Source organism: Agrococcus casei LMG 22410, assembly GCF_900163565.1.
Lineage (GTDB): Bacteria > Actinomycetota > Actinomycetes > Actinomycetales > Microbacteriaceae > Agrococcus > Agrococcus casei.
The window spans coordinates 79449-101544 of record NZ_FUHU01000035.1 but is presented as its reverse complement, the minus strand read 5'-3'; the positions used below and the strand labels follow the sequence as shown (position 1 = coordinate 101544).

At 66.5% G+C, this 22096-nt stretch carries 24 protein-coding genes; 15 read left to right on the top strand and 9 right to left on the bottom strand.

What is annotated here, in order from left to right; genetic code table 11:
* The first annotated feature begins 62 nt into the window (after positions 1–62).
* From CZ674_RS08180 to CZ674_RS08170, 3 genes are all read left to right on the top strand, one after another.
* Positions 63–1700, top strand: a complete 1638-nt coding sequence (locus CZ674_RS08180; RefSeq protein WP_086992024.1) for an amidohydrolase — start codon at positions 63–65, stop codon at positions 1698–1700.
* On the top strand, positions 1693–2463 hold the full coding sequence (locus tag CZ674_RS08175; RefSeq protein WP_086992023.1) for an SDR family NAD(P)-dependent oxidoreductase: 771 nt from the start codon (positions 1693–1695) through the stop codon (positions 2461–2463). Before CZ674_RS08180 ends, CZ674_RS08175 begins: the two co-directional genes overlap by 8 nt.
* 72 nt (positions 2464–2535) lie before the next feature.
* Positions 2536–3102, top strand: coding sequence for an LURP-one-related/scramblase family protein (locus CZ674_RS08170; RefSeq protein WP_086992022.1), 567 nt, complete (start codon positions 2536–2538; stop codon positions 3100–3102).
* A gap of 56 nt (positions 3103–3158) precedes the next feature.
* Here CZ674_RS08170 and CZ674_RS08165 read toward each other — a convergent pair whose 3' ends face one another.
* Complete coding sequence (locus CZ674_RS08165; RefSeq protein WP_234988511.1) at positions 3159–4205, bottom strand: threonine aldolase family protein; 1047 nt, start codon at positions 4203–4205, stop codon at positions 3159–3161.
* 132 nt (positions 4206–4337) lie between these two features.
* Between CZ674_RS08165 and CZ674_RS08160 the strand changes: the two genes are divergently transcribed.
* The 5 genes from CZ674_RS08160 to CZ674_RS08140 are packed head-to-tail and all read left to right on the top strand — an operon-like array spanning position 4338 to position 9266.
* Positions 4338–5273 (top strand): siderophore-interacting protein, encoded by a 936-nt coding sequence (locus CZ674_RS08160; protein WP_234988510.1) that lies wholly within the window; start codon positions 4338–4340, stop codon positions 5271–5273.
* The gene (locus CZ674_RS08155) at positions 5270–6274 is read left to right on the top strand and encodes a FecCD family ABC transporter permease (RefSeq protein WP_086992020.1); all 1005 of its coding nucleotides are present in this window, start codon (positions 5270–5272) and stop codon (positions 6272–6274) included. Before CZ674_RS08160 ends, CZ674_RS08155 begins: the two co-directional genes overlap by 4 nt.
* A gap of 8 nt (positions 6275–6282) precedes the next feature.
* Positions 6283–7302, top strand: a complete 1020-nt coding sequence (locus CZ674_RS08150) for a FecCD family ABC transporter permease (protein ID WP_143244694.1) — start codon at positions 6283–6285, stop codon at positions 7300–7302.
* Positions 7299–8240, top strand: coding sequence for an ABC transporter ATP-binding protein (locus CZ674_RS08145; protein ID WP_086992018.1), 942 nt, complete (start codon positions 7299–7301; stop codon positions 8238–8240). Before CZ674_RS08150 ends, CZ674_RS08145 begins: the two co-directional genes overlap by 4 nt.
* A gap of 6 nt (positions 8241–8246) precedes the next feature.
* Positions 8247–9266, top strand: a complete 1020-nt coding sequence (locus CZ674_RS08140; RefSeq protein ID WP_086992017.1) for an ABC transporter substrate-binding protein — start codon at positions 8247–8249, stop codon at positions 9264–9266.
* A gap of 55 nt (positions 9267–9321) precedes the next feature.
* Here CZ674_RS08140 and CZ674_RS08135 read toward each other — a convergent pair whose 3' ends face one another.
* Together CZ674_RS08135 and CZ674_RS08130 are read right to left on the bottom strand one after the other, a co-directional pair.
* Complete coding sequence (locus tag CZ674_RS08135) at positions 9322–10461, bottom strand: ABC transporter permease (protein WP_086992016.1); 1140 nt, start codon at positions 10459–10461, stop codon at positions 9322–9324.
* The gene (locus CZ674_RS08130) at positions 10458–11342 is read right to left on the bottom strand and encodes an ABC transporter ATP-binding protein (RefSeq protein WP_086992015.1); all 885 of its coding nucleotides are present in this window, start codon (positions 11340–11342) and stop codon (positions 10458–10460) included. The genes CZ674_RS08135 and CZ674_RS08130 overlap by 4 nt, the downstream gene beginning before the upstream one ends.
* Before the next feature lie 227 nt (positions 11343–11569).
* Here CZ674_RS08130 and CZ674_RS08125 point away from each other — a divergent pair, with 227 nt between their 5' ends.
* Positions 11570–12487, top strand: a complete 918-nt coding sequence (locus CZ674_RS08125) for a GNAT family N-acetyltransferase (RefSeq protein ID WP_159456937.1) — start codon at positions 11570–11572, stop codon at positions 12485–12487.
* Between the two features lie 7 nt (positions 12488–12494).
* Here the strand turns inward: CZ674_RS08125 and CZ674_RS08120 are convergent, their stop codons facing one another.
* Together CZ674_RS08120 and CZ674_RS08115 are read right to left on the bottom strand one after the other, a co-directional pair.
* The gene (locus tag CZ674_RS08120) at positions 12495–12908 is read right to left on the bottom strand and encodes a hypothetical protein (RefSeq protein WP_086992013.1); all 414 of its coding nucleotides are present in this window, start codon (positions 12906–12908) and stop codon (positions 12495–12497) included.
* A gap of 429 nt (positions 12909–13337) precedes the next feature.
* On the bottom strand, positions 13338–14279 hold the full coding sequence (locus tag CZ674_RS08115) for a GlxA family transcriptional regulator (protein WP_086992012.1): 942 nt from the start codon (positions 14277–14279) through the stop codon (positions 13338–13340).
* A 106-nt stretch (positions 14280–14385) separates the two neighbouring features.
* On the opposite strand from CZ674_RS08115, the gene CZ674_RS08110 reads away from it, so the two are divergent.
* The 5 genes from CZ674_RS08110 to CZ674_RS14390 all read left to right on the top strand — a co-directional run bounded on the left by CZ674_RS08110 (position 14386) and on the right by CZ674_RS14390 (position 17520).
* Complete coding sequence (locus tag CZ674_RS08110; RefSeq protein ID WP_006247389.1) at positions 14386–14697, top strand: putative quinol monooxygenase; 312 nt, start codon at positions 14386–14388, stop codon at positions 14695–14697.
* Positions 14698–14804: 107 nt separating this feature from the next.
* Positions 14805–16097 carry an ISL3 family transposase gene (locus tag CZ674_RS08105; protein ID WP_086992011.1) on the top strand — a complete coding sequence of 431 codons (1293 nt, stop codon included), beginning with the start codon at positions 14805–14807 and terminating at the stop codon, positions 16095–16097.
* 57 nt (positions 16098–16154) lie between these two features.
* Positions 16155–16496 (top strand): ArsR/SmtB family transcription factor, encoded by a 342-nt coding sequence (locus tag CZ674_RS08100; protein WP_086992010.1) that lies wholly within the window; start codon positions 16155–16157, stop codon positions 16494–16496.
* 37 nt (positions 16497–16533) lie between these two features.
* Entirely contained in the window at positions 16534–17289 is a 756-nt protein-coding gene (locus CZ674_RS08095) for an SRPBCC family protein (RefSeq protein ID WP_234988509.1), read from the top strand.
* 30 nt (positions 17290–17319) lie between these two features.
* The gene (locus CZ674_RS14390; protein WP_234988507.1) at positions 17320–17520 is read left to right on the top strand and encodes an SRPBCC family protein; all 201 of its coding nucleotides are present in this window, start codon (positions 17320–17322) and stop codon (positions 17518–17520) included.
* 291 nt (positions 17521–17811) lie between these two features.
* Here the strand turns inward: CZ674_RS14390 and CZ674_RS08090 are convergent, their stop codons facing one another.
* The 4 genes from CZ674_RS08090 to CZ674_RS14255 all read right to left on the bottom strand — a co-directional run bounded on the left by CZ674_RS08090 (position 17812) and on the right by CZ674_RS14255 (position 21152).
* Complete coding sequence (locus tag CZ674_RS08090; protein WP_086992009.1) at positions 17812–18177, bottom strand: Ig-like domain-containing protein; 366 nt, start codon at positions 18175–18177, stop codon at positions 17812–17814.
* Positions 18178–18330: 153 nt separating this feature from the next.
* Positions 18331–19014 (bottom strand): response regulator, encoded by a 684-nt coding sequence (locus CZ674_RS08085; protein WP_086992008.1) that lies wholly within the window; start codon positions 19012–19014, stop codon positions 18331–18333.
* The gene (locus CZ674_RS08080; protein ID WP_086992007.1) at positions 19011–20321 is read right to left on the bottom strand and encodes a sensor histidine kinase; all 1311 of its coding nucleotides are present in this window, start codon (positions 20319–20321) and stop codon (positions 19011–19013) included. The genes CZ674_RS08085 and CZ674_RS08080 overlap by 4 nt, the downstream gene beginning before the upstream one ends.
* A 105-nt stretch (positions 20322–20426) precedes the next feature.
* Positions 20427–21152 (bottom strand): cupin domain-containing protein, encoded by a 726-nt coding sequence (locus tag CZ674_RS14255; RefSeq protein ID WP_200810067.1) that lies wholly within the window; start codon positions 21150–21152, stop codon positions 20427–20429.
* A 172-nt stretch (positions 21153–21324) separates the two neighbouring features.
* On the opposite strand from CZ674_RS14255, the gene CZ674_RS08070 reads away from it, so the two are divergent.
* Positions 21325–22017: a GntR family transcriptional regulator gene (locus CZ674_RS08070; RefSeq protein WP_086992006.1), complete on the top strand. Its 693-nt coding sequence runs from the start codon at positions 21325–21327 to the stop codon at positions 22015–22017.
* The last annotated feature ends 79 nt before the right edge of the window (positions 22018–22096 follow it).

Sequence of the window (22096 nt, the reverse complement as noted above, 5' to 3'; positions counted from 1 at the left end):
ATACATGTTATGTTTGGCCACGCAACCGCTCGATGGAGCACGGTGGCGGAAGGAGTCCGACGATGAAAGTCGACCTGATCGTTCGAAACGCACGCATCGACACTCGAGATGCAGCGCATCCGAAAGCCAGTTCGCTGGCGATCCTGCACGGAAGGATAGTCGCGATCGATGCCGACGTCGACGGTCTGCAGGCTCGCGAGACACTCGACCTGGGCGGGCTGCCGGTGCTGGCCGGCTTCAACGACGTGCACGCCCACAGCGTCTGGTTCGGCACGACTCTGATCGAGGCCGATCTGTCTGCAGTGGCCTCGCACGACGACATCTATGCCGCCATCGAACGGCAGGCGCAGCAGACGGCACCCGGCGAATGGGTTGTCGCCGCTGGCTACAATCCGGTGCTGCTCGGCAGCACGCACCCCGACCCCGATCGGCTTGATACGGCGAGCGGTGGGCGTCCGGTGTGGATCAAGCACGCCTCGGGCCACTCCGGCCAGGCGAGCAACCGAGCGCTCGAACTTGCCGGCGTTGACCTTCGCGCCGTGCCCGAGGTCGAAGGCGGCGTGATCCGCATTGATGAAACCGGCCGCCCGACCGGCGTTCTCGAAGAGCGCGCCATGGAACTCGTGCAGCGCATCCTGCTGCCCTATCCGCTCGCGAGTCTCGAACGCGCCCTGCAGCTCGCAACCGAGCAGTATGCACGCGAGGGTCTGACGAGTGTGACGGATGCGGGCGTCGCAGGAGGGTGGATCGGTCACGCACCCGCAGAGCTCGCCGCGTACCAGTCAGCTCGGGACAAGGGGCTGCTCAGCACCCGCATGCAGGTCATGCCCGTCATGGACGCACTCGGCCCGATCGACGGTCACGATGACGAGCCTTCGCGCCGCGGCTTCGGGGCGGGCATGCGAACCGGCTGGGGCGACGAGTGGCTGCAGCTCGGTCCGGTCAAGGTGTTCACGGACGGCTCGATTCTGGGGCGCACCGCGCAGATGCGCGAAGAGTATGAGGGCTGCCCCGGGTATCACGGCTATCTGCAGGACGATCCGGATGCCATGCGTGCTCGCATCATGGACGCGGCCGCTGCGGGCTGGTCGCTCGCACTGCACGCAGTCGGCGACGCGGCGCTCGACTTCGCGCTCGATGCCATCGAGGCCGCGGTGCAGCAGCACGGCAGGCCTCGCGTGCCCAACCGGGTCGAGCACGGCATGGTGGTGCGGCCCGAGCAGCTCGACCGCCTCGCTGCGCTTGAGATTGCGTGCGTCGTGCAGCCGAGCTTCATCCCGAGCTTCGGCGAGGGCATTCGAGCGCCGGTCGGAGCGGCCCGCGGCCGGATCTCGATTCGGGCCCGCAGCCAGCTCGATGCCGGCATGCCGCTGGCGTTCTCATCGGATCGCCCGGTTGCAGCAGGGGCGCCGCTGCTGGGCATCCAGTCGTTCGTGCAGCGACTCACCGAAGAGGGGCAGGTCTATGGCGAGCACGAGCGGATCTCGGTCGACGAAGCTGTTCACGCCGCGACCGTCGGCTCTGCCGAGGTGACGGGGCAGCAGCACGCAAAGGGCCGGCTGGCACCTGGTCAGCTCGCCGATCTCGTGGTGCTCGGAGCGCATCCTCGCGACGTCGACGCTGGCGAGATCAGCGCGATTCCGGTGCGCGCTACGATCGCCGGAGGCGCATTCACCCACAGGGAGGCCGACCTTGGCTGAGTCACAAGCACCGAACGCCGCGGCGGCTCGCGTCGCGCTCGTCACAGGCGGAACCTCTGGGTTCGGGGTCGAGATCGCCAAACGGCTGCAGGCAGACGGGATGCGCGTCGCGGTCGTCGGGCGCAATGCTCCGTCTGCAGAGGTCGTGGCTGCGCTGGGCGATGCCCTGTTCGTGGCGGGCGACGTCACCGAGCCGGAAGAGCCGGAGCGCATCGTGCAGGAGGTGACCGAGCGGCTCGGACGCCTCGACGTGCTCGTCAACAACGCGGGTCGCCGGCATGCTGGGCTCATCGTCGACAACCCTGTGTCAGAGCTGCACGAGGTGTTCGCACTCAACGCGGTCGCGCCGATGGCGATGACAGCGGCTGCTGCGCGCGCGATGATCCGGCAGGGGAGCGGAGGCGCGATCATCAACATGCTGTCGCGTCTGGCGACCTCCGGCGTGCCGACCCTGACCACGTACACGGCGACAAAGGGCGCCCTTGCCGCCTACACGAAGGGCGCCGCTGTCGAACTCGCAGAGCACCGCATCCGCGTGAATGCTGTCGCGCCTGGCATGGCGCTCACTCCGCTGATCGAAGACTGGCTCGCCGAGCAGGATGATCCTGACGCGGCCCTGGCAGAGACGCTGGCCGACATTCCGCTCAGCCGACTCGCGACGCCTGGCGATGTGGCAGGTGCGGTGGCGTACCTTGCCTCACCGGAAGCCGAGTACGTCACCGGCACATCGATTGCGGTCGACGGCGGGTACACGGCGCGGTAGCTGGGCTGGTGAGTCGGCAGAGACACAGCGTGCTGCCAGGCTTGAGCTCCGCTGCAGGTGCATGCTTGACGCATGGAACAGCACCAAGGCGGACTTCTCTCGCACAACACGTTCGTGATGCAGCAGCGCACGAACTTCAACTCGAACAACTTCGAGATCCTCGACCAGCAGGGCAACCCGATCGGCAAGGTCGAGACGGGCGGAAGCACGCTCGGGCGCATGTTCTTGGGCAGCCGTGAGCTCACGATCACCGAGCTCGACGGCACGGTGCTCGCGCAACTGAAGGATCAGTTCTCGATCGGCCGCGAGCGCATGACGATCTTCGACGCGAACGGGCAGGTGCTCGCGAATGTGCTGAAGCGGTTCACGCTGATTCACAAGCGCATCGACATCGATGTCGTCGACGGCCCCACCATCGAGCTGCACGGTCGCCTGATGGACTACGACATCCAGTTTCAGGTGAACGGCGAGGTGGTTGCTGAGGCGAGTCGCAAGTGGGGCGGATTCTCGGCAGGGTTCCTGGGGCACAGTCGCTACGTGCTCGGCTTCACGGTAGAGACGCCGCCGGTCGCGAAGGTGGCGCTGCTCGGCGGCATGCTCGCGCTCGACCTCATTCGCGAGAAGGAAAGCCGCAACTAGAAGTTGCGAAAAACGCACCTGTTTGACGGTCAAACAGGTGCGTTTTTCGCAACAGATTAGGCGGTGGCGGCGTCGCGCACGAGCTTCGCAAACGAGTCGATGTCTTCTTCGGTCGTGTCGAACGAGCACATCCAGCGAACCTCGCGAATCGCCTCGTCCCAGTCGTAGAAGAAGAAGTGCTCGCGCACGCGGTCGGCAACGCCCTCAGGCAGCACCGCGAAGACGCCGTTTGCTCGGGGCTCCTGCGTGAACTCGACGCCGGGAACATCGGCCAGGGCAGCACGAAGTCGAGCAGCCATCGCGTTCGAGTGGGTGGCGTTGCGCTGCCACAGGTCGGTTCCGTACAGCGCGATCAGCTGTGCCGAGATGAATCGCATCTTCGAGGCGAGCTGCATGTTGAGCTTGCGCAGGTACTTCATGCCGTCAGGCACGCGGTCTGATAGCACGACCACAGCCTCAGCGCCCATCGCACCGTTCTTGGTGCCGCCGAGCGAGAGGATGTCGACCCCCGCATCCGTCGTGAACTCCGCAAACGGAACGCCGAGGGCAACCGCCGCGTTCGGCAGGCGAGCTCCATCGAGGTGCAGCAGCATGCCGCGCTCGTGGGCGTGATCGGCGAGCGCACGGATCTCGTCGGGTGTGTAGAGCGTGCCGAGCTCGGTCGACTGCGTGATCGAGACGGTGAGCGGCTGAGCGCGGTGCTCGTCGCCCCAGCCCCAGGCTTCGCGGTCGACGAGTTCGGGGGTGAGCTTGCCGTCGGGAGTGTCGACGACGAGCAGCTTCATGCCGCCGACGCGCTCGGGTGCCCCGGCTTCGTCGACGTGGATGTGCGCAGTCGAGGCCGCGATCACCGCGCCCCAGCGGGGGAGGGTGGACTGCAGGGCAATGACATTGGCGCCCGTGCCGTTGAAGACGGGGAAGGCCTCGGCGCGCGGGCCGAAGTGCTCGCGCACGACCTCCTGCAGGCGTTCGGTGTAGGCGTCGCTGCCGTAGGCCGACTGGTGGCCTTCGTTGGCGTCGACGATGGCCTGGAGAATCTCGGGATGCACGCCGGAGTAGTTGTCGCTGGCGAATCCGCGTGTGTTCACGTTGTGTATCTGCACCTGCCCATTCAACCAGCCTCAGCCCCGATTCAGTGTCGAATAACTCTGGTGTTTGACGGTCAAACACCAGAGTTATTCGACACAAACAAGACGGGGTCGACAAGGAGGGTTAGGTTAGCCTAACCTTGTGTCGTGACCATTCAGCAGACCCAGACCGTGCCCGCGTACCGTCCGTTCGCCACGACCGTGCTCGGCACACAGCGCCTCAGCTCGAGCTTCGTCCGCGTCACACTTGGCAGCATCGACTTCGAGAACATCGGTCTGCACGCACGCGATCAGCGCGTCAAGCTGGTCATCCCCGGCGCCTCGGGCACCGTCGGCGACTTCGGTCAGCACGACACCGAAACGCACGCCGACTGGTATGCCCAGTGGCGTGAGCTGCCCGAAGACGAGCGCGGCTTCATGCGCACCTACACGATCCGCAACCCCGATCCTGCCGCCCGCACGATCGACGTCGACTTCGTCGTGCACCACGAGCCCGGCCCCGCAGGCGCTTGGGCGCTGCAGGCCCAGACCGGCCAGGAGATCGTCGTGATCGCACCCGACGCCCGAACTGCTGACCCGTCGATCGGCAGTGACTGGCACCCGGGAACCGCCCAGCACATCCTGCTCGCCGGCGACGAGACCGCGGCCCCCGGCATCGCAGGAATCCTTGAGAAGCTCGACTCGCGCTACAGCGTCACCGCCTTCATCGAAGTCGCGCACGCCGACGACCGCCTCGACATCACGACCGACGCCGACGTCACCCTGAACTACCTCGTGCGCGGAGACCTCGCGCACGGCGAGAAGCTTGTCGGAGCCGTGCGCGCATGGGCCGACGACAACCGCCCGCTGCTCGAGCAGGCAGCAGCCCCGCGCACGCAAGAGCTCGCGGTCATCGACGTCGACACCGACCTGCTCTGGGAGAGCCCGGCCGACAGTGACGGAGACTTCTACGCCTGGGTCGCCGGCGAATCAGCCGCAGTCAAGACCATCCGTCGCACACTCGTCACCGAGCACGGCGTCGACCGCAAACGTGTTGCATTCATGGGCTACTGGCGGCTCGGAAAGTCGGAGCGACAGGGGTGAATCGGACATCGCGGGCGGTCCTCACGGGGATCGCCGCGGTCGCCCTCCTGGCACTCGTCGCAGTCGCGAGCCTCGCGATCGGCAGCCGTTCGATAGAGCCTGAAGTCGTATGGCAGGCACTGACGGGCGCGGATGCGCAGAGCAACGACGCGAAAGTCGTACTGTTCCAGAGGGTGCCGCGAATGGTCATCGGCATGCTCGCGGGTGCGGCCCTCGGTGTTGCGGGAACCCTCATGCAGGGGCTCACACGAAACCCCCTCGCCGACCCGGGCCTGCTCGGTGTGAATGCGGGCGCATCCGTAGCCGTGCTTGTCGGGGTGCTGGCGTTCGGCATCACACACCCGGGCGGCTTCACGGTTTTTGCGCTCGTTGGCGCGGCGCTCGCGGCCGCTGTCGTGATGGCGATCGGGTCGCGCGGAGGCGGCGGTGAAGCAGGGCCCGTCAAGCTTGCGCTGACCGGCGCGGCAGTGACCGCTGGGCTCACGTCGCTCACGATGTATTTGCTGAACACCGAGCAGACTGCGCTCGACGCGTTCAGGTTCTGGTCGGTCGGATCGCTCACCGGTCGCGACATCGAGTCGGTCGTGTGGGTCGCACCGCTCATCGGCATCGCGCTCGTGGGCTCGCTGTTCATCGGCGGCGGACTCAACCTGCTCGCGATGGGCGAGGCCTCGGCACGCAGCCTCGGGCACTCCGTGCGCACCACGCAGATCACCACGGCCGTGCTCATTGTGGTGCTGTGCGGTTCAGCGACCGCGATCGCCGGTCCCATCGTCTTCGCCGGCCTCGTCGTGCCGCACCTGCTGCGAGCACTCGTCGGCGTCGACTACCGAACGATCGTCGCGATCTCGATTCCGGCAGGAGCAGCCTTGCTCGTGGCAGCCGACGTCGTCGGTCGGATGCTCGCCCCGAGCGAAGTCGAAGCGGGTCTCGTTGTCGCGTTCATTGGGGCGCCGGTGCTCGTCGGCCTCGTGCTCAAGCGCAGAATGGTCAAGCTGTGAGCGCGCTCATGACACCTTCGCCGACGCGCGCCGCGATGGGCCGCACGCACCGCAGAGCCGTCATCGTCGGCACGGCCTCGGCTGCGCTTCTGGTGGCGGTCAGCCTCGTCACAATGACGGTCGGCGATTACCCGCTGTCGCTCGCAGAGACGATCCAAACGCTATTCGGCGGCGGCTCGCAGCGTGATCAGTACATCATCTTCGAAGTTCGGCTGCCACGCCTGCTCATGGCTGTGCTCTGCGGCGTCGGCCTCGGCGCCTCAGGTGCGATCATGCAAGCGCTGCTGCGCAACCCCCTCGCAAGCCCCGAGCTACTCGGCATCACCGGGGGCGCATCCGTCGCCGCTGTCGCAGGCACCCTGATGTTCGGCCTCGGAGGCCTCGCGCTCGTCGGCCTGGCGTTCGCAGGCGGTCTCGTCATCGCCGCGGTGCTGCTCGTCGCAGCCGCTCGCGAGGGTTCGAGCTCGTACTGCATCGTGCTCGCCGGAGTCGGGATCGCGTTCGTGTGCGTCTCGGTCGTCGGATACCTCATGAAGCGCGCGCAGCTGAACGAGGCGCAGATGGCGCTTCGCTGGATCACCGGCAGCATCGACGCCACCGCATGGCGTGACGTGCTCGTGCTGGGCGCAGTGCTGCTCCTCGCGCTGCCGCTCGCAGCGATCGCGGGCGCGAGCCTGCAGCCGCTCGAGCTCGGCGACGCCCAGGCAGGGGCTCTCGGGGTCTCGGTGCAGCGATCTCGCACTGGGCTTCTCGTCATCGCGGTGCTCATGGCCGCAACCGTTACCGCATTCGTCGGCCCGATCGCCTTCGTCGCGCTGTCGGCACCGGCGATCGCCCGCGGACTTGTCGGTCGCGCCTCGACAGCCATCACCGCATCCGCTCTGCTCGGCGGCGCACTGCTTGCCGTGTCAGACATCGTCGCGCAGCATGCGCTGGCCCGTGCGGTCCCGGTCGGCGTCGTCACCGGAATGGTCGGCGCCCTCTACCTTCTGTGGCTGCTCGCACGAGCGAAAGGACGCCGAACATGACCGACGCACCAGTGCTGCGGGCCGAAAGGCTTTCGACCGGTTACCCGGGCGTGCGCATCTCAGATGGCCTCAATCTTGAGATTCGGCCCGGCTCGTTCACGGCGCTCGTCGGCGCCAACGGCAGCGGCAAGTCAACGCTGCTGTCGACGCTCGCGCGGATTCTGCCGGCGCACGGCGGGCGCGTGCTGCTCGACGACGTCGACGTGCACCGCATGAACCGCAAGGCATTCGCGCGCACTGTCGGCATGCTGCCGCAGCATCCGTCGGCGCCTGAAGGCATCACCGTCGCCGAGCTCGCAGCCCGCGGCCGCTACCCGCACCGAGGGCTGTTCGGCGGATTCGGGGCCGACGATGCCGCGGCCGTCGACGAGGCTCTGGCAGTCACCGGCATGACCGAGATGGCCGACGAGCCGATCGGCGAGCTGTCGGGCGGGCAGCGGCAGCGCGTTTGGATCGCCATGGCGCTCGCGCAGCAGCCGCGCATCCTGATGCTCGACGAGCCCACGAGCTTTCTCGACCTCACGCACCAGCTCGAAGTGCTCGAGCTGCTTCGCGCGAGCCAGCTCGAGAGCGGCACCACGGTCGTCACGGTGCTGCACGACCTCACGCTCGCGGCGCGCTTCGCCGACACCGTCGTCGTCATGAACGAGGGCGAGCTGGTCGCAGAGGGCACGCCGGTCGAAGTGCTGACGCCCGAGATTCTGCACGAGGCCTTCGGGCTGGATGCGATCGTCATCGACGACCCACTGACGGGCACCCCGCTTGTGGTGCCGCGGCCGGGCGCTGTGCGCGCATCCGTCTCTCCAGAACCTGAACCGGCCAGCACCGACGCCGACGCCGGTGCTTCGCAGGACGCTGGCACCACAGACCCCGACACCGCTGACGCGCTCCGACAGTCGCAGCAGACCATGGGCCCCGCGGCCCACCACGAAAGGTAGAACCAGATGCTGAAATCCAAGAGGATCGGCGCACTCGTTGCCGCATTCGCAGCGAGCGCGCTCGTGTTGAGCGGATGCGCGAGCAGCGGCGGCGACGGCGACGAGCAGCAGACGGGCCCGGCAGAAGAGGGCGCGTTCCCCATCACGATCGAGCACGCGTATGGCGAGACCACCCTCGAGCAGGCGCCCGAAGGCGTCATCGCATGGGGCTGGGGATCAGCCGACGCGATGCTCGCGCTCGACGTCGTGCCCGCCGCGATGCAGCAGCAGGCCTATGGCGGCAACGAAGAAGGCGTGCTGCCATGGGCGGCCGAGAAGATCAGCGAGCTGGGTGCTGAGACGCCGACCGTGCTCGAGACGACGACCGGCGAGGTGCCGATCGAGCAGGTCGCTGCGGTCGACGCCGACGTGTTCCTCGCGCCGTACTCGGGTCTGACGCAGGACGAGTATGACCAGCTCACGGGCATGGGGCTGCAGGTCATCGCCTACCAGGGTGAAGCATGGACGACGCCGTGGCGCGATGTGATCGCGACGGTCGCCGACGTGCTGGGCATGTCGGATGCCGGTGATGAGCTGCTTGCGGGCATCAACGAGCAGATTCAGGCGAAAGCAGCTGAGCACCCTGAGTTCGAGGGCAAGACTGTGATTCACGCGCTCGACTCGCAGGGGACGCTGTTCGCATCCAAGGAGGCGGATGCGCGGTCGGAGTTCACGACTGGCATCGGGTTCGAGCTGTCACCGGCACTCGATGCCCTCGACACTGACGAGGCCACCTTCTACACGACCGTCAGCCCCGAGAACGTTGACCAGCTCGAGGCCGATGTGATCGTGCTCTATGCCGATACGCAGGAAGCGATGGACGCCTTCCTCGAGTCGGAGCAGGGCAAGTTGCTGCCGCAGCACGAGACTGGGGGCATTGCGCAGATCGTCGGTGTCGAGAGCGTCGCTTCGATGTCGCCGCCGACCGCACTGTCACTGCCGTGGGGCCTCGACGCCTACGTCGACGCTCTCGCCGCAGCCCTCTAGCTGTTGCGAAAAACGCACCTGTTTGACAGTCAAACAGGTGCGTTTTTCGTAACGTTCAGCTCTTGGAGCTGAGCGCTTCCTTCCACTTGAGCGCCTTGCCGGTGCGCAGCAGCGCGCGCTCATAGACCTTCGCCGAGAACAGGATCAGCAGCCCGGTTGTCACGATCATGATCGCGAGCGAGAGCACCGGCTCCCACCACTCGGTCGTGCCATAGAACAGTCGCACAGGAACCGCCACCGGAGCCGAGAATGGAATGTACGACATCACCTGCAGCGCGGTCTGGTTGCTGAAGAACAACACGATCGCCATGTACGGCAGCGTGAGCAGCCACGTGATCGGCTGCGTCGTCGACGGGATGTCTTCGGTGCGCGAGACGAGCGATGCGCCGGCCGCGTAGAGTGCCGAGATCATCACAAAGCCGACCGCGAAGAGTGGAATGAACCACAGGATCGGCTCTGCCAGCCCGTCGAGTACGATCTGGTTGCCCGAGGCGACGCCGCCGATGACGGCAGCGATGCCGATCAAGGTCACCTGCGCGATCGCGATGATCGACGAGCCCATGACCTTGCCGGTCAACAGCGCCTTGGCCGACACCGACGCGAGCAGCATCTCGACGATGCGCGTCTGCTTCTCTTCGACCACGCTGTTGGCGGTCTGGTTGCCGAACGTCAGCGCCGACGAGAACCACACGACGCCGAAGCCGAGTGCGATGAACATCGCCAGGAAGGGATTCGGCGCATTCGGGTCGAGCAGCTCGACCTCGGGTGCCACCGACAGTGCTTCGACGAGCGACTGCGGCATCTCGCGCTCGGCAATCACGAGGAAGCCGTCGCCGTCTTCGCTTGCGACGACTGCCGAGTCGGCGTCTCCTGCAGCGATCGCGTCGCGAGCCGCCTGCGCATCCGCCACCTCCATGATCTCGTCGTCGGTCACCTCTGAGACGACAGAGCTGAGGTCACCTGTGGTGGCGACGGTGCCGCCCTGATCGAAGAGTCCGCCGAGGCGGGGCGCCAGGATGATCGCAGCGATTACGAACGCCAGCATGATCACCGTGGCGATCACGAACGCCTTCGAGCGAAGTTTCACCGAGATCTCACGGCCGGCGACGATGCTTGCGGCCTTCCAGAACCCGACACGGCCGGTCTGGTAGTCGACCTGGCGATCGGCGGATGCGGGGGCAGGTGTGGTGCTCATCGAATGACCTCCTGAAAGATCTCGGTCAGGTGCGGTCTGACGGGTGTGAAGGAGTGCACGGTGCCGCGCTCGATGGCCTGGCGCAGCACGGTGTCGGCAGCCTGAGGGCTGTCGGCACGGAAACGAACGAAACCGCCGTCGAACTCGGTGACCTCGATGCCGGTGAGCCCGCGCACCCAGCCGGTGTCGGCATCCGCGTGCAAGTCCCAGGCCGGAACCGTGTTGGCGTCGCGAATGTCCTGACGGCTTCCGGCTGCGCGGATCTCACCGTCGGCGATGATCACGAGCTCGTCGCAGAGACGCTCGACGACATCGAGCTGGTGCGACGAGAAGAGCACGGGGGCGCCGGTGTCGGCGACATCGCGCAGCACTTCGAGGGTGTTCTCGACCGCCATCGGGTCGAGGCCGCTGAACGGCTCGTCAAGCACGAGTGCGTGCGGATTGTGCGTGAGCGCGGCGACGATCTGGGCGCGCTGCTGGTTGCCGAGCGAGAGCGACTCGAGCGGATCCTTCATGCGCTCGCCGAGACCGAGCCGCTCGAGCAGCTCTTCGGCCTTCGCCGTCGCCGCCGGCTTGCTCACGCCGTGCAGGCGCGCGAGGTAGACAATCTGCTCGAGCACCGGCATCTTCGGGTAGAGACCGCGCTCCTCGGGCATGTACCCGATGCCGGCGCGGTAGGCCGGAGTGATGGGGCTGCCGTCGACGGTGACGCGGCCCTCGCTGGGGTCGAGAACCCCCAGCAGAATGCGCATGGTCGTGGTCTTGCCGGCACCGTTGCCTCCGACAAAGCCGGTCATGAGCCCCGGCTTGATGGTGAAGTCGACGTTGCCCAGCACCTGATGGGTGCCGAACGTCTTGCTGACGTGCTCTACGTGGATCATGCTTCGAGCGTATGGGTGCGGGTCGGGGCGGCTCTTCCCCCTCATGGCTGATTTCGGTGACGCCGTGAGGGGGAGGGGTGTTGCTGTGAGCGAGGTCGCGCTACGTTGGTGGCACCCCGTTTCTGGGGCCGGATCGAGAGGAGGCAGTCGTGACCATCAACCGCGCCGCCCTCGATCCTGAGGTCGGCTGACCCGTTGCGGCAGACGCCGCAGACTGGAGCATGACCATGGAGCTTCGCTCCCCAGCCTCAATCGACGAGGCAACCGGCTGGCTGCAAGCCAGCACATCCACCATCGACACCGCGGCGAATCGCACAAGGCTAGGCCCGGAGTCGATCGAACGAACACTGACCAGCGGCCAGCGCAGCCCGGAGTCGACCTGGGCCCATATCGACGGCGACCGGGTGGCAGGGCTGGTCTCGGGCCGATCGATGCCCGGCGGCTTTCGTCTGGTCGACATCTTCGCGGTCTCCCGGCCAGCGGATGCGCGGGCCCTGTTGCAGCGCGCGACCGACTGGGCACGAGGCAGCGACGAGCGTGAGGCCTCATTCGGGGCACCCGTCGGACCACTCGAGCAGACGCCTGCCGCAGACCTCGTGCGCGAGCTCGAGCAGCTCGGATGGCAGCTGCTCGTCACCCGCCAGCACTACGAGATCGATGCGGCGCAGATGTCTGTGCGACCGCATCCGCTCGCCGCTTCACTGCAGCGGGCCGAGCCCGACGACGAGCCCAGGCTCGCAGCGCTGCTGCAGCGCATCGTCGCCGACTCGCTCGATGTGCGCGACCGCGAATCGCTCGCGAAGCACGGCTCGCGCGCCGGCCAGGTGCTGGCAGATGAGCTGGTCGAGGCTGATCCGATCGAGGCAGTGCGCTTCGCTGTGATCGACGGCCGAGACGCAGGCGTCGTCGTCTGGAACCTGCTCGCCAACGGATTCGGCGTCGTCGCGTTCGTCGGAGTCGACCCGGATGCGCGCGGCCGCGGACTCGCGCGGGCCATGGTCGCAGAAGCGACGGCCGCCCTGCTTGACGGCGGGGCTCACACGCTCATCGCCGACACCGACGATGTCAATGTGCCGATGCGCCGCGCCTTCGCCGCTGCTGGATGGGAGCCTACCGAGGCGCGCATCGACCTGACGCTGCGATAGCGCCGGCTCAGATCGCGGGCTCGAACTGCGCCGCGAGCTGCAGCAGGTAGTCGTTGTTGCGGTCGATGATGATGACCGGGCCGTCGCGGTAGATGCCGTCGACCGCGGCGACCTGGGCATCGGCAGCCCAGAGCTCGGCGTCGCCGTCGGACTCGAACTCGTAGTACTCGACCGGCTCGACGCCGGCGAACGGCACGCACTCGCCTGCCTGCAGCATGCCCGGCTCGTCGGCGCTCGCGGAGGTGCGGCCCTCGCAGTCGATCGCGTCGAGTGCGGCCGCCAGAGGTGAGCTTGCATCCTCGCCCGAGGCTTCGGGATTGTCGATCGGGGCGTCGCCGAAGGTGTCGTCGGTCGATTCGCAGGCGGCGAGCATACCGGTTGCGGCGATTGTGAGCAGGAGAGCTGATGCGCGGCGCTTCATGGCACCAGAGTAGCTGTGGTTCGCCGAGGAAATCGGGCTCTTCCCAGATGAAGGTGTAGGTCGGCCGGGCGCGTCGGTCCGCAGATAGACGTCGAGGTCTCCCGACGATGGAGGTTCCTACGCCATCCATCCGAAAGACCTCGACGTGCCCGTCGCTACCCCGCCGGCCGGCTTCGGCCGCCCTGACCTAACCGCCTTCGCGGCTCATCCCAATCGGCTCTGATCGGGTCTGCTGACCCTCTCGACGAGAACGCAGCGACATCACAGCCACCCAACCCCGACCGTCCGGGAAGCCGGGGCACGTCACATCGGCTGTGCTGCGGGCGTGTCGAGTGGGTAGTCCAGGGGCGACGCAGGAGCGTCGACGCGACGTGCTGAGAGGTGGTTCCAACCGAGCGCTAGGACACAAGCTACAGGCATGGCGATAGGTCAGGAACGGCGTCGCTCCCTGCGCAGGAGGGAGCGCAGAGTCTCGGCGTTTGCGTAGCCGACCCGTAGCGCGATCTCGGCGGAGGTGAGGTCCGTGGTTGCTGAGAGGTGTCGAGCTCGTTCGGTGCGAAGCCGTTGGACGAAGCCGAGCGGAGTGAGGTTGAGCGCCGCACGGACTCGTCGTTCGAGGGTGCGCCGGCTTGTGCCGAGCGACTGCGCGACGAAGGCGACGTTGAACGGTTCGTCCAGGCTGGCGCGCACGAAGCGTTCGAACTCGACGACGATCGGGTCCTCGTGCCGGAGATGTTCGTAGGCGACGAAGGCCGCCTGCGACGGGCGCTCGTCGATAATGAGGAGCTTGGCGACATGTTGGGCCAGGTCGGGGCTGATCGATCGCACGAGTGAGAGCGCGAGGTCGATGTGGGCGAAGGCGGCGCCGGCGGTGACGAGGTTCCCGTCGACCACGACCATGGTGTCGAGATCGAGGGCGACGGTCGGATAGCGCTTCCGGAACTCCGGCCCCAGGAACCAGCTGGTCGTCGCCCGCCGATGATGCATCCGTCCGGTCTCGGCGACGGCGAACACGCCGGTGCACGCCGCGGCGATCCGGGTGGTCGCGTCGTCGAGGCGCCCGAGTGAGGCGATGACCGAACGAGCATCTCGGCTCTGGAGGACGTCGTGGGTCGCGGCGGCCGTGAGGGTTCCAAGCGCAGGGACGACGACCACGTCGAACTCTCCGGACTCCGACAGCGGGTGGTCCACCGACAGGGTCATCGATGCCGTCGTGGTCACTCGCCGTTTCGGTCCGAGGATGGCGAGTTCGATCGGGTCGATCCGCGGGTCGACATCGCCGCGGGCTCCGTCGGCCACCCGCAAGATGTCGATGATCGACGCGATAGCCGAACCGAAGCAGCCGTCGATCGCGATCAGTCCGATACGCATGACGTAAACAATAGCAATACTGCCGTATACGCCACTACCCACCGGCCCTCGTTCGTCATACGCTGAACTCGTCCCACTAAGAACCCGACTGCAAGGAGAGTCCCTCATGTCAACACCCGCATCACTTCCGTATGCCTTCGTCGCCAAGATCGTCGCGGCCGATGGACAGCACGACGCGCTCGCCGATCTGCTCGCCGGCGCTGTCGCCCTCGCCAACGAAGAAGTAGGAACGATTGTCTGGTTCGCGGCTAGGACCCACGCCGACACCTTCTGGATCTTCGATGCATTCCCCGACGAGGCCGCTCGCGACGCCCACGCCAACGGCGCCATCGTCGCAGCCCTGATGGCCAACCAGCACCTCCTCGGCGCAGCACCCGAGATCCTGGCGGCCGACGTTCTCGCGTCCAAGCTCCCGTAGTCCGGCAACGCACGAGACGATCGCGCCCCGCCGAGTCGGTCCGCAGATAGACGTCGAGGTCTCCCGACGATGGAGGTTCCTACGCCATCCATCGGAAAGACCTCGACGTGCCCGACGCTACCCCGCCGCCTGGCTTCGGCCGCCCTGACCTGACCGCCTTCTCTCGACTCGACGGCCTCGGTCTGAGCGTGATCGGGCAACGACTTGAACCGGATCGTGCGGTCCTCGCGTGCCGCGTGGTGGAACCAGATCAGTGGTGCCGAAGGTGCGGCAGCGAAGGCGCCGCTCGTGACACCGTGATCCGGCGGTTGGCCCACGAGCCGCTGGGCTGGCGACCGACCGTGCTGGAAGTTGTAGTGCGTCGCTACCGCTGTGCAGACTGCGGACACGTGTGGCACCAAGACACCAGCGCCGCGGCGGAGCCACGCGCGAAGCTCTCGCGCACCGGGCTGCGGTGGGCGCTGGAAGGGATCGTGGTCGCACACCTCACCGTCGCCCGTGTCGCCGAGGGACTCGGGGTCGCGTGGGACACCGCCAACAACGCGGTTCTGGCCGAAGGCAAGCGGCTGCTGTTCAACGACCCCACGCGGTTCGAGGGCGTGAAGGTGATTGGCGTCGATGAGCACGTCTGGCGCCACACCAGGCGTGGCGACAAGTACGTCACCGTGATCATCGACCTCACCCCGGTCCGCGATGGCGCCGGCCCAGCAAGGCTGCTGGACATGGTCGAGGGCCGGTCGAAGGCGGCGTTCAAGACCTGGCTCGCCGACCGCGACGACGCCTTCCGTGACGCGGTCGAGGTGGTCGCGATGGACGGCTTCACCGGGTTCAAGACCGCCGCTGCGGAGGAGATCCCGGACGCGGTCACGGTGATGGATCCCTTCCACGTTGTGCGCCTGGCCGGTGACGCCCTCGACAGGTGCCGGCGCCGGGTCCAACTCGCGATCCACGGGCACCGTGGGTTCAGGGACGATCCGCTCTACAAGTCGCGGCGCACGCTGCACACCGGTTCGGACCTGCTCACCGACAAGCAGAGCGACAGGCTACGCGCGCTGTTCGTTGATGACGCTCACGTCGAGGTCGAGGCGACCTGGGGTGTCTACCAGCGGATGATCGCCGCCTATCGCCACGAGGACCGGCAACGCGGCCGCGAGCTCATGGAGAAGCTGATCACCGTGCTCACCGAGCTCACCACCCTGGGCCGGACCCTGAAGAAGCGAGCCGCCGACGTGCTCGCCTACTTCGAACGACCCGGCACCAGCAACGGGCCGACCGAGGCACTCAACGGACGGCTCGAACACCTGCGCGGCTCCGCACTCGGGTTCCGCAACCTGACCAACTACATCGCCCGAAGCCTGCTCGAGACCGGCGGCTTCAGACCCCAACTCCTACACCCCTGATTGGGATGAGCCGGAAATCGTTGACGTTGATCGCAAACGGCCCTAACATGAAACCAAATGGTTACACAATCAGAAATCAGCGAGCAGCAGCGGGTCGACCGGGTCTTCCGGGCGCTCGCCGATGCCACGAGGCGTGACATCGTGCGGCGCACACTGCATGCCGAAGCGTCGATCTCTGAGCTGGCAGCCGACTACGACATGTCATTCGCCGCGGTTCGCAAGCACGTGGGAGTGCTCGAGGCCGCTGACCTGGTCGCCCGCACGCCGCGGGGGAGGGAGCGCATCGTGCGCGGCAACCCCGAGACGATTCGGCGAGCGATGGAGCTGCTCGGCCACTTCGAGCAGATCTGGCGAGGTCGCGTCGACAGGCTCGACGCCCTGTTCGCCGAAGACTCCTGACCGCAAGCCCCGAGGGGCAACAAGAGAGGTGCACATCATGCCCATCACCGAGACCAACATCGACCCTGCAGCACTGACGCTGCAGATCGTCGCTGACTTCACCGTTCCGGTCGCGAGACTCTGGGACGCCTACACCGATCCTCGCCAGATCGAACGGTTCTGGGGGCCGCCCGAGTGGCCCGCGACGTTCACTCGGCACGATGCGTTCGTCGGCGGCCTATCGAAGTACCGCATGACTGGGCCCGACGGCTCGTCGTCTGCCGGGTACTGGCAGTGGACGGCCGTCGACCCGCAGCGCTCATTCGAGGTGCGAGACGGATTCGCGGGCGAGGACGGCGAGCCGAACACCGAGATGCCCAGCATGAGCATGGTGTTTGAGTTCACTGAGACCGCACTCGGATCGCGCCTCACGACGACGACATCGTTCGACTCGCTCGAGCAGCTTGAAGAGCTCATATCCATGGGAATGGTCGAGGGCACGAAGGCCGCCATGAGCCAGATCGACGCGGTGCTCGAAGACCTCGCGACGTTCGCGCACGAGTTGCCGACCGCATCCCAGCTGGTCGGAGACACGCAGGTGCGCGTCTCGCGCGTAGTACGTGGATCGGTCGAGCAGGTGTGGCAGGCGCACACGGACCCTGACCTGCTGCGCCGCTGGCAGCTCGGCCCTGACGGCTGGAGCATGCCCGTGTGCGAGTACAGTGCCGAGGTCGGCTCGGCGCTGCGCACCGAGTGGCGCGATGACGCTTCGGGCGAGCAGTTCGGCTTCGTCGGAACGGTGCTCGAGTCGTAGCCTCCGACGCGACTTGTCACGACCGAACGCATGATCTCGCCGGCTGACACTGAGGGTGCCGACAGCCCGGAGGCCACGAACGAGTTGACGCTGACAGCCGTCTCTGGCGGCACGCTCGTCGTCTACATCATCACGTACCCGAGCGCCGAAGTGCGCGAGATGGTGTTGCAGACCGGCATGGTCGCTGGCATGGAAGACGGCTACTCGCGACTTGAGAGCGCGGTTCTCTAGTAGCTACGCAAAAATTCAGGGCGGAGCGGGCTCTCACGTGGATAATCCACGCGAGAGCCCGCTCAGCTGGATTGTTTTGCGCTGCAGACCGCAGCGTGCTCTTCGAAGGCTTCGACCCAACCGTCGTACATGCCGTGCTCTGAGCTTCGACTTACGCCACAGAGGCCGGCCATCGATGTACATCCATCGGCACGCCTCAGCGACGTGAGTTGTGGTGACAGAGCTCCGAGCAGTGGACGAATCTCCCACCCGCGAAGCCGCGGTCGCGATCAACCTCGGAGTGGCGATCGGCTAGGGGCGCACATCAATCTGACGGGAGTAGTCGATCGAGCACTCGACCGAGCCCCCGCTGTGGTTCTCCACGTACCCGGTCTGCTCGCCATCGGCGATCATCTCGCAGGAGATGATCTGGTCGAGTCCGTCTTCGCGCGCCGTGACCGTCAGCTTCGCGTCCGCAACCTCTTCGGCGGTGAGTGTGATCGTCCAATCGCCCCCGAGCTCCTCGGTCGTCACGACGCCGCCGATGCTGAGTTCGAGATCGGCGACACCTCCCGTCGAGCTGGCCCGGAGTTCGACGGTCTCGGGAACAGCGGATGCGCATCCCGCGAGTGCCACGGCTGCGGTGACGAGGGCGAGGGGTGCCAGGGTGCGGTTCATGATCCTCAACCTAGACGAGTGCGTCTCACCTGTCGAGATGCTGGCTTCGCAGGCAGTCGAATGAGCCACAACTCACGGGGCTCAGGCCGGCCGACCCGGATGTCGATTCGACGCCCGGCATGCGCGTTGCTTGTGGCGGCGCAGCGCCCGCGCCTACGAAGCCGAAGGCGCGATAACACCCTGCTCGTACGCCCAGATCACAGCGTGAATGCGGTCGCGGATGCCCAGCTTCATCAGGATGTTCGAGACATGCGTCTTCACTGTCGCCTCGCCTACGAACAGCTCGCCGGCGATCTCAGCGTTCGACATGCCGCGAGCGAGCAGCATGAGTGTCGCGCGCTCGCGGTCGGTCAGCACTGACAGCGCGGATGCAGGGTCGGCAACGACGGCGGCACCAGTATCAGAGGGGTCGGTGACGACGTCGCCGAACCTCTCGATCACACGCCGCGTCACCTGGGGTGACAGCAGCGCATCGCCGCGATCGAGCACGTGCACTGCATCGACCAATTCGTCGGGGTCGGCAGTCTTCAGCAGAAACCCGCTGGCTCCGGCCGAGAGCGACTCGAACAGAAAGTCGTCGCGGTCAAAGGTCGTCAGCATCAGCACGGCAGCGGTCGACGGCCCCGCCACGATGCGGCGCGTGGCCTCGAGGCCGTCCATGTTCGGCATCTGCACATCCATGCAGATCACGTCGGGGTTCAGCTCTTGGGCAAGACGCACCGCCTCGACGCCGTCGGCCGCATGGCCAACCACTTCGAAGCCGTCTTCAGACTCGAGGATCGTCGTGAATCCAGCGCGCACGAGCGACTGGTCGTCTACAAGCAGGATGCGCGTCACGAGACGATTCTGTCACCTTCTGCGGCGCGGTCGGCAGCGTCGCCGAGCCCGACCGTGTGCACTGGCGAACGCGGCACATATGCGCGCACGAGCCAGCCCCCAGCCGACTTCGGGCCGGTGGTCACGGTGCCTCCGACTGCGGAAATGCGCTCGCGCATCCCGATCAGTCCGTGTCCGGTGCCCTCTGCGCGACCGCTGGCCGGCCCGCCCGAGTCGCTGATCTCAAGTTCGATGCCGTCGCCGACTCCACGAAGCCGAACGGCGACGGTCGCGCCGTGCCCCGCGTGTTTGCGGGCGTTCGTGAGGCCCTCTTGTGCGACGCGATACAGCGTCAGCTCGGCGGCGGGCGACACCTCGGGGAGCGTGCCGATGCGCTCGAGCGTCGCCTGCTGACCGCTGTCGACTGCGGACTGCACCAGCGCATCCAGCTCGTCGATCGTCGGAAGTGGAGCATTCGGGGCGCCGTCGCTGCGCAGGGTCGTGACCATGGTGCGCAGCTCGCCGATGGCGTCGCGGGCCGACGACTCGACGAGCCGCAGCGCCTTCTCGGCGCGCTCGGGGTCTTTGCTCATCACGCGTCGGGCGGCTCCGGCCTGGATGCCCATGGCCGAGACGTGGTGCGCGACGACATCGTGCAGCTCGCGGGCGATCCGCACGCGCTCGAGGTCGACGGCATGATCGGCGATGATCGCCTGCTGGGCGCGGATGGCGTCGTGAGCCTGCTCGAGCTCTTCGCGCTTGATCGCGGATGCCCAGCTGCGGTTGCCGAAGACCCAGGCGCCGCCGAAGTAGCCGGCGTTGACGACGACCTGGATGCCGATCGTCGAGAGCAGGCCGATCACGCCGCCCTGCTGCAGGTAGATGTCGAAGAACACGATGTAGGTCGCGGCCATCGAACCGGCCATCATCAGGAGCACGACGATGCGGACGATGTTCGCGCGGCGACGGTTGGCATCCCAGGCGCCGACCGAGTAGAACGCCATGAACAGCATGATCTGGATGATGTAGAGTTCCCACCCGAGCCAGACCAGCGGCATGTAGACAAGAGTCTGAACGATGACCATTGCTGAGGGCCAGCGGCGGCGGAACACGAGCGGCGCCGCCATCAAGAAGCCGCCGAAGATCACTGACCAGGTGTTGAGGCCGGGGCCGAATGCACCGGTCATGAGCGCGAGGGTGCCCATCAGTGCAGAGGCGGCCCCGAGTGCGAGGGCCATGAGCCCGTCGGCCTTCCAGGCGGAGTGGGGCGCGGGTGTGCGGATGCGCGGTGCCGGCCTCGTGGGCGGCACGGGGTGGTCGGCGGTCATGCAGCAAGCCTAGGCGGGGCCACTGACATGCGGCTTCCGTCCCAAGACGGATTCTGTTGCGAAAAACGCACCAGTTTGACCGTCAAACCGGTGCGTTTTTCGCAACTAAAAGGCTTTGTGCGCTGAGCGCAGGTGCTCGACCCGAGGCGCCTCGGCAAAGTGCGGGCCGACGAGCTCGCGCCACTTGACGTACTCAGGCGTCGTCCGGAAGTGCTCGTGTGCCGCAATGCTGTCCCACCCGATCAGCACGCGCATCCGCGACGGCTGCTCATGCGACGTGAACACCTCGAACGAGCGCGAGCCCGGCGTCTTCTGAAAGTGCTGGGCGGCCTCGGCCGCAGCGGCCACAAACGCATCCTCGCTGCCCGGCTGCACTTCGATCTCGACGTGCTCGACCACGGGCTGGAGGCTCTCGGCCGACTGCTGTTCTGCGTCGATGCGCCCGGTCTCGCCAGACGCGACCAGTGTGCGCGTCGCGTCGGCGGATGCGTACGTCCAGAGGATGCGCATCCGTTTCTCACTCGACGCGTTCTTGAATCGGTGCGGGATGTTCGCGGGCACGAACGTGGTGTCGTGCGTCGTCAGCGGGGTCTCGGCGCCGTCGATGTCGACGATCGCCTCACCTTCGATGATCATGACCGACTCGATGCAGTTGTGTGTGTGGTGCGCGATCTCGGCGCCAGGTTCGAAGGTCGTGATGCCGTTCAGAAACGAAGTCGCACCGACAGCCGTCGTCGTGAGCGGAATCGTGCGAGCCCCGTTGCCGCGCTCGATGAAGGGCATTTCATCGGGTCGGAAGATCTGGGGTGAAGTGGCGACGCGGTCGGTCATTCTGGCTCCTTCGCTCGGGCGGGCGGCACTAGGCAGTCTAGTCGAGACCGTGCCATATTCTATAGTTCACAAGCCTGCGCAATAGTCTTCAGGGCATTACCATTGTGAACGAGCCGCACTCACAGAATGACCTGCCGCCGGCCCCAGTGTCGGCCCTTCGCAGAGGAGCCCCATGACCGCACCGAACGAGTCCCGACGACTGCCGCTTGCCGACGCGATCTACGAGCGTCTACGAGACCAGCTCATGGCCGGCGAGCGCGAGCCCGGCGAGGTGCTGAACATCGCCACACTCTCGCGCGATCTCGAGGCCAGCCAGACCCCCATCCGTGAGGCGCTTGCCCGACTCGAGCACACAGGGCTCGTCGAGCGACAGGCGCTTAAGGGCTACCGCGTCTCGCCGCTGTTCACCGAGCGCGAGCTGGGCAAGCTGATGGATGTGCGCATCATCATCGAGCCAGCCATGGCGTTCGAGGCGGGTCGGCGGATCACGCCCGAGTTCCTCGAGGATCTGCTTGACACCATCGAGGCGCTTGAGCGGGTCGAGAAGCAGGCGTCACCCGAGTCGTTCAAAGAGTTCTGGCGCAATGACGAAGAGTTTCACGCTCGCATCGCGCGCCAGACCGACAACCCGTTTCTCGAGAATGCGCACGCGTCGATCGGCGGCCAGGTGCAGCGGTTCAGGCTCTCGGCGCGGCTGCAGTCGACCGACGGGCTGAAGGCGGCTGAAGAGCACCGCGCCATCTACGAGGCGTACGAGCGATCGGACGCGCAGGGGGCGGCGGATCGGATGCGCGAGCACTTGGAAGGCGCGAGGACTCGGGCGCTCCAGGATCGCAAGACGATCCGTCGCGCTGACTCTGAGTAGCGATCGCCAGTCTGGCGCGAGCGCTCTCGTGACTATAGTCTTGAGCTGACGACTATAGTCATGAACCGGCGTGCGCAAG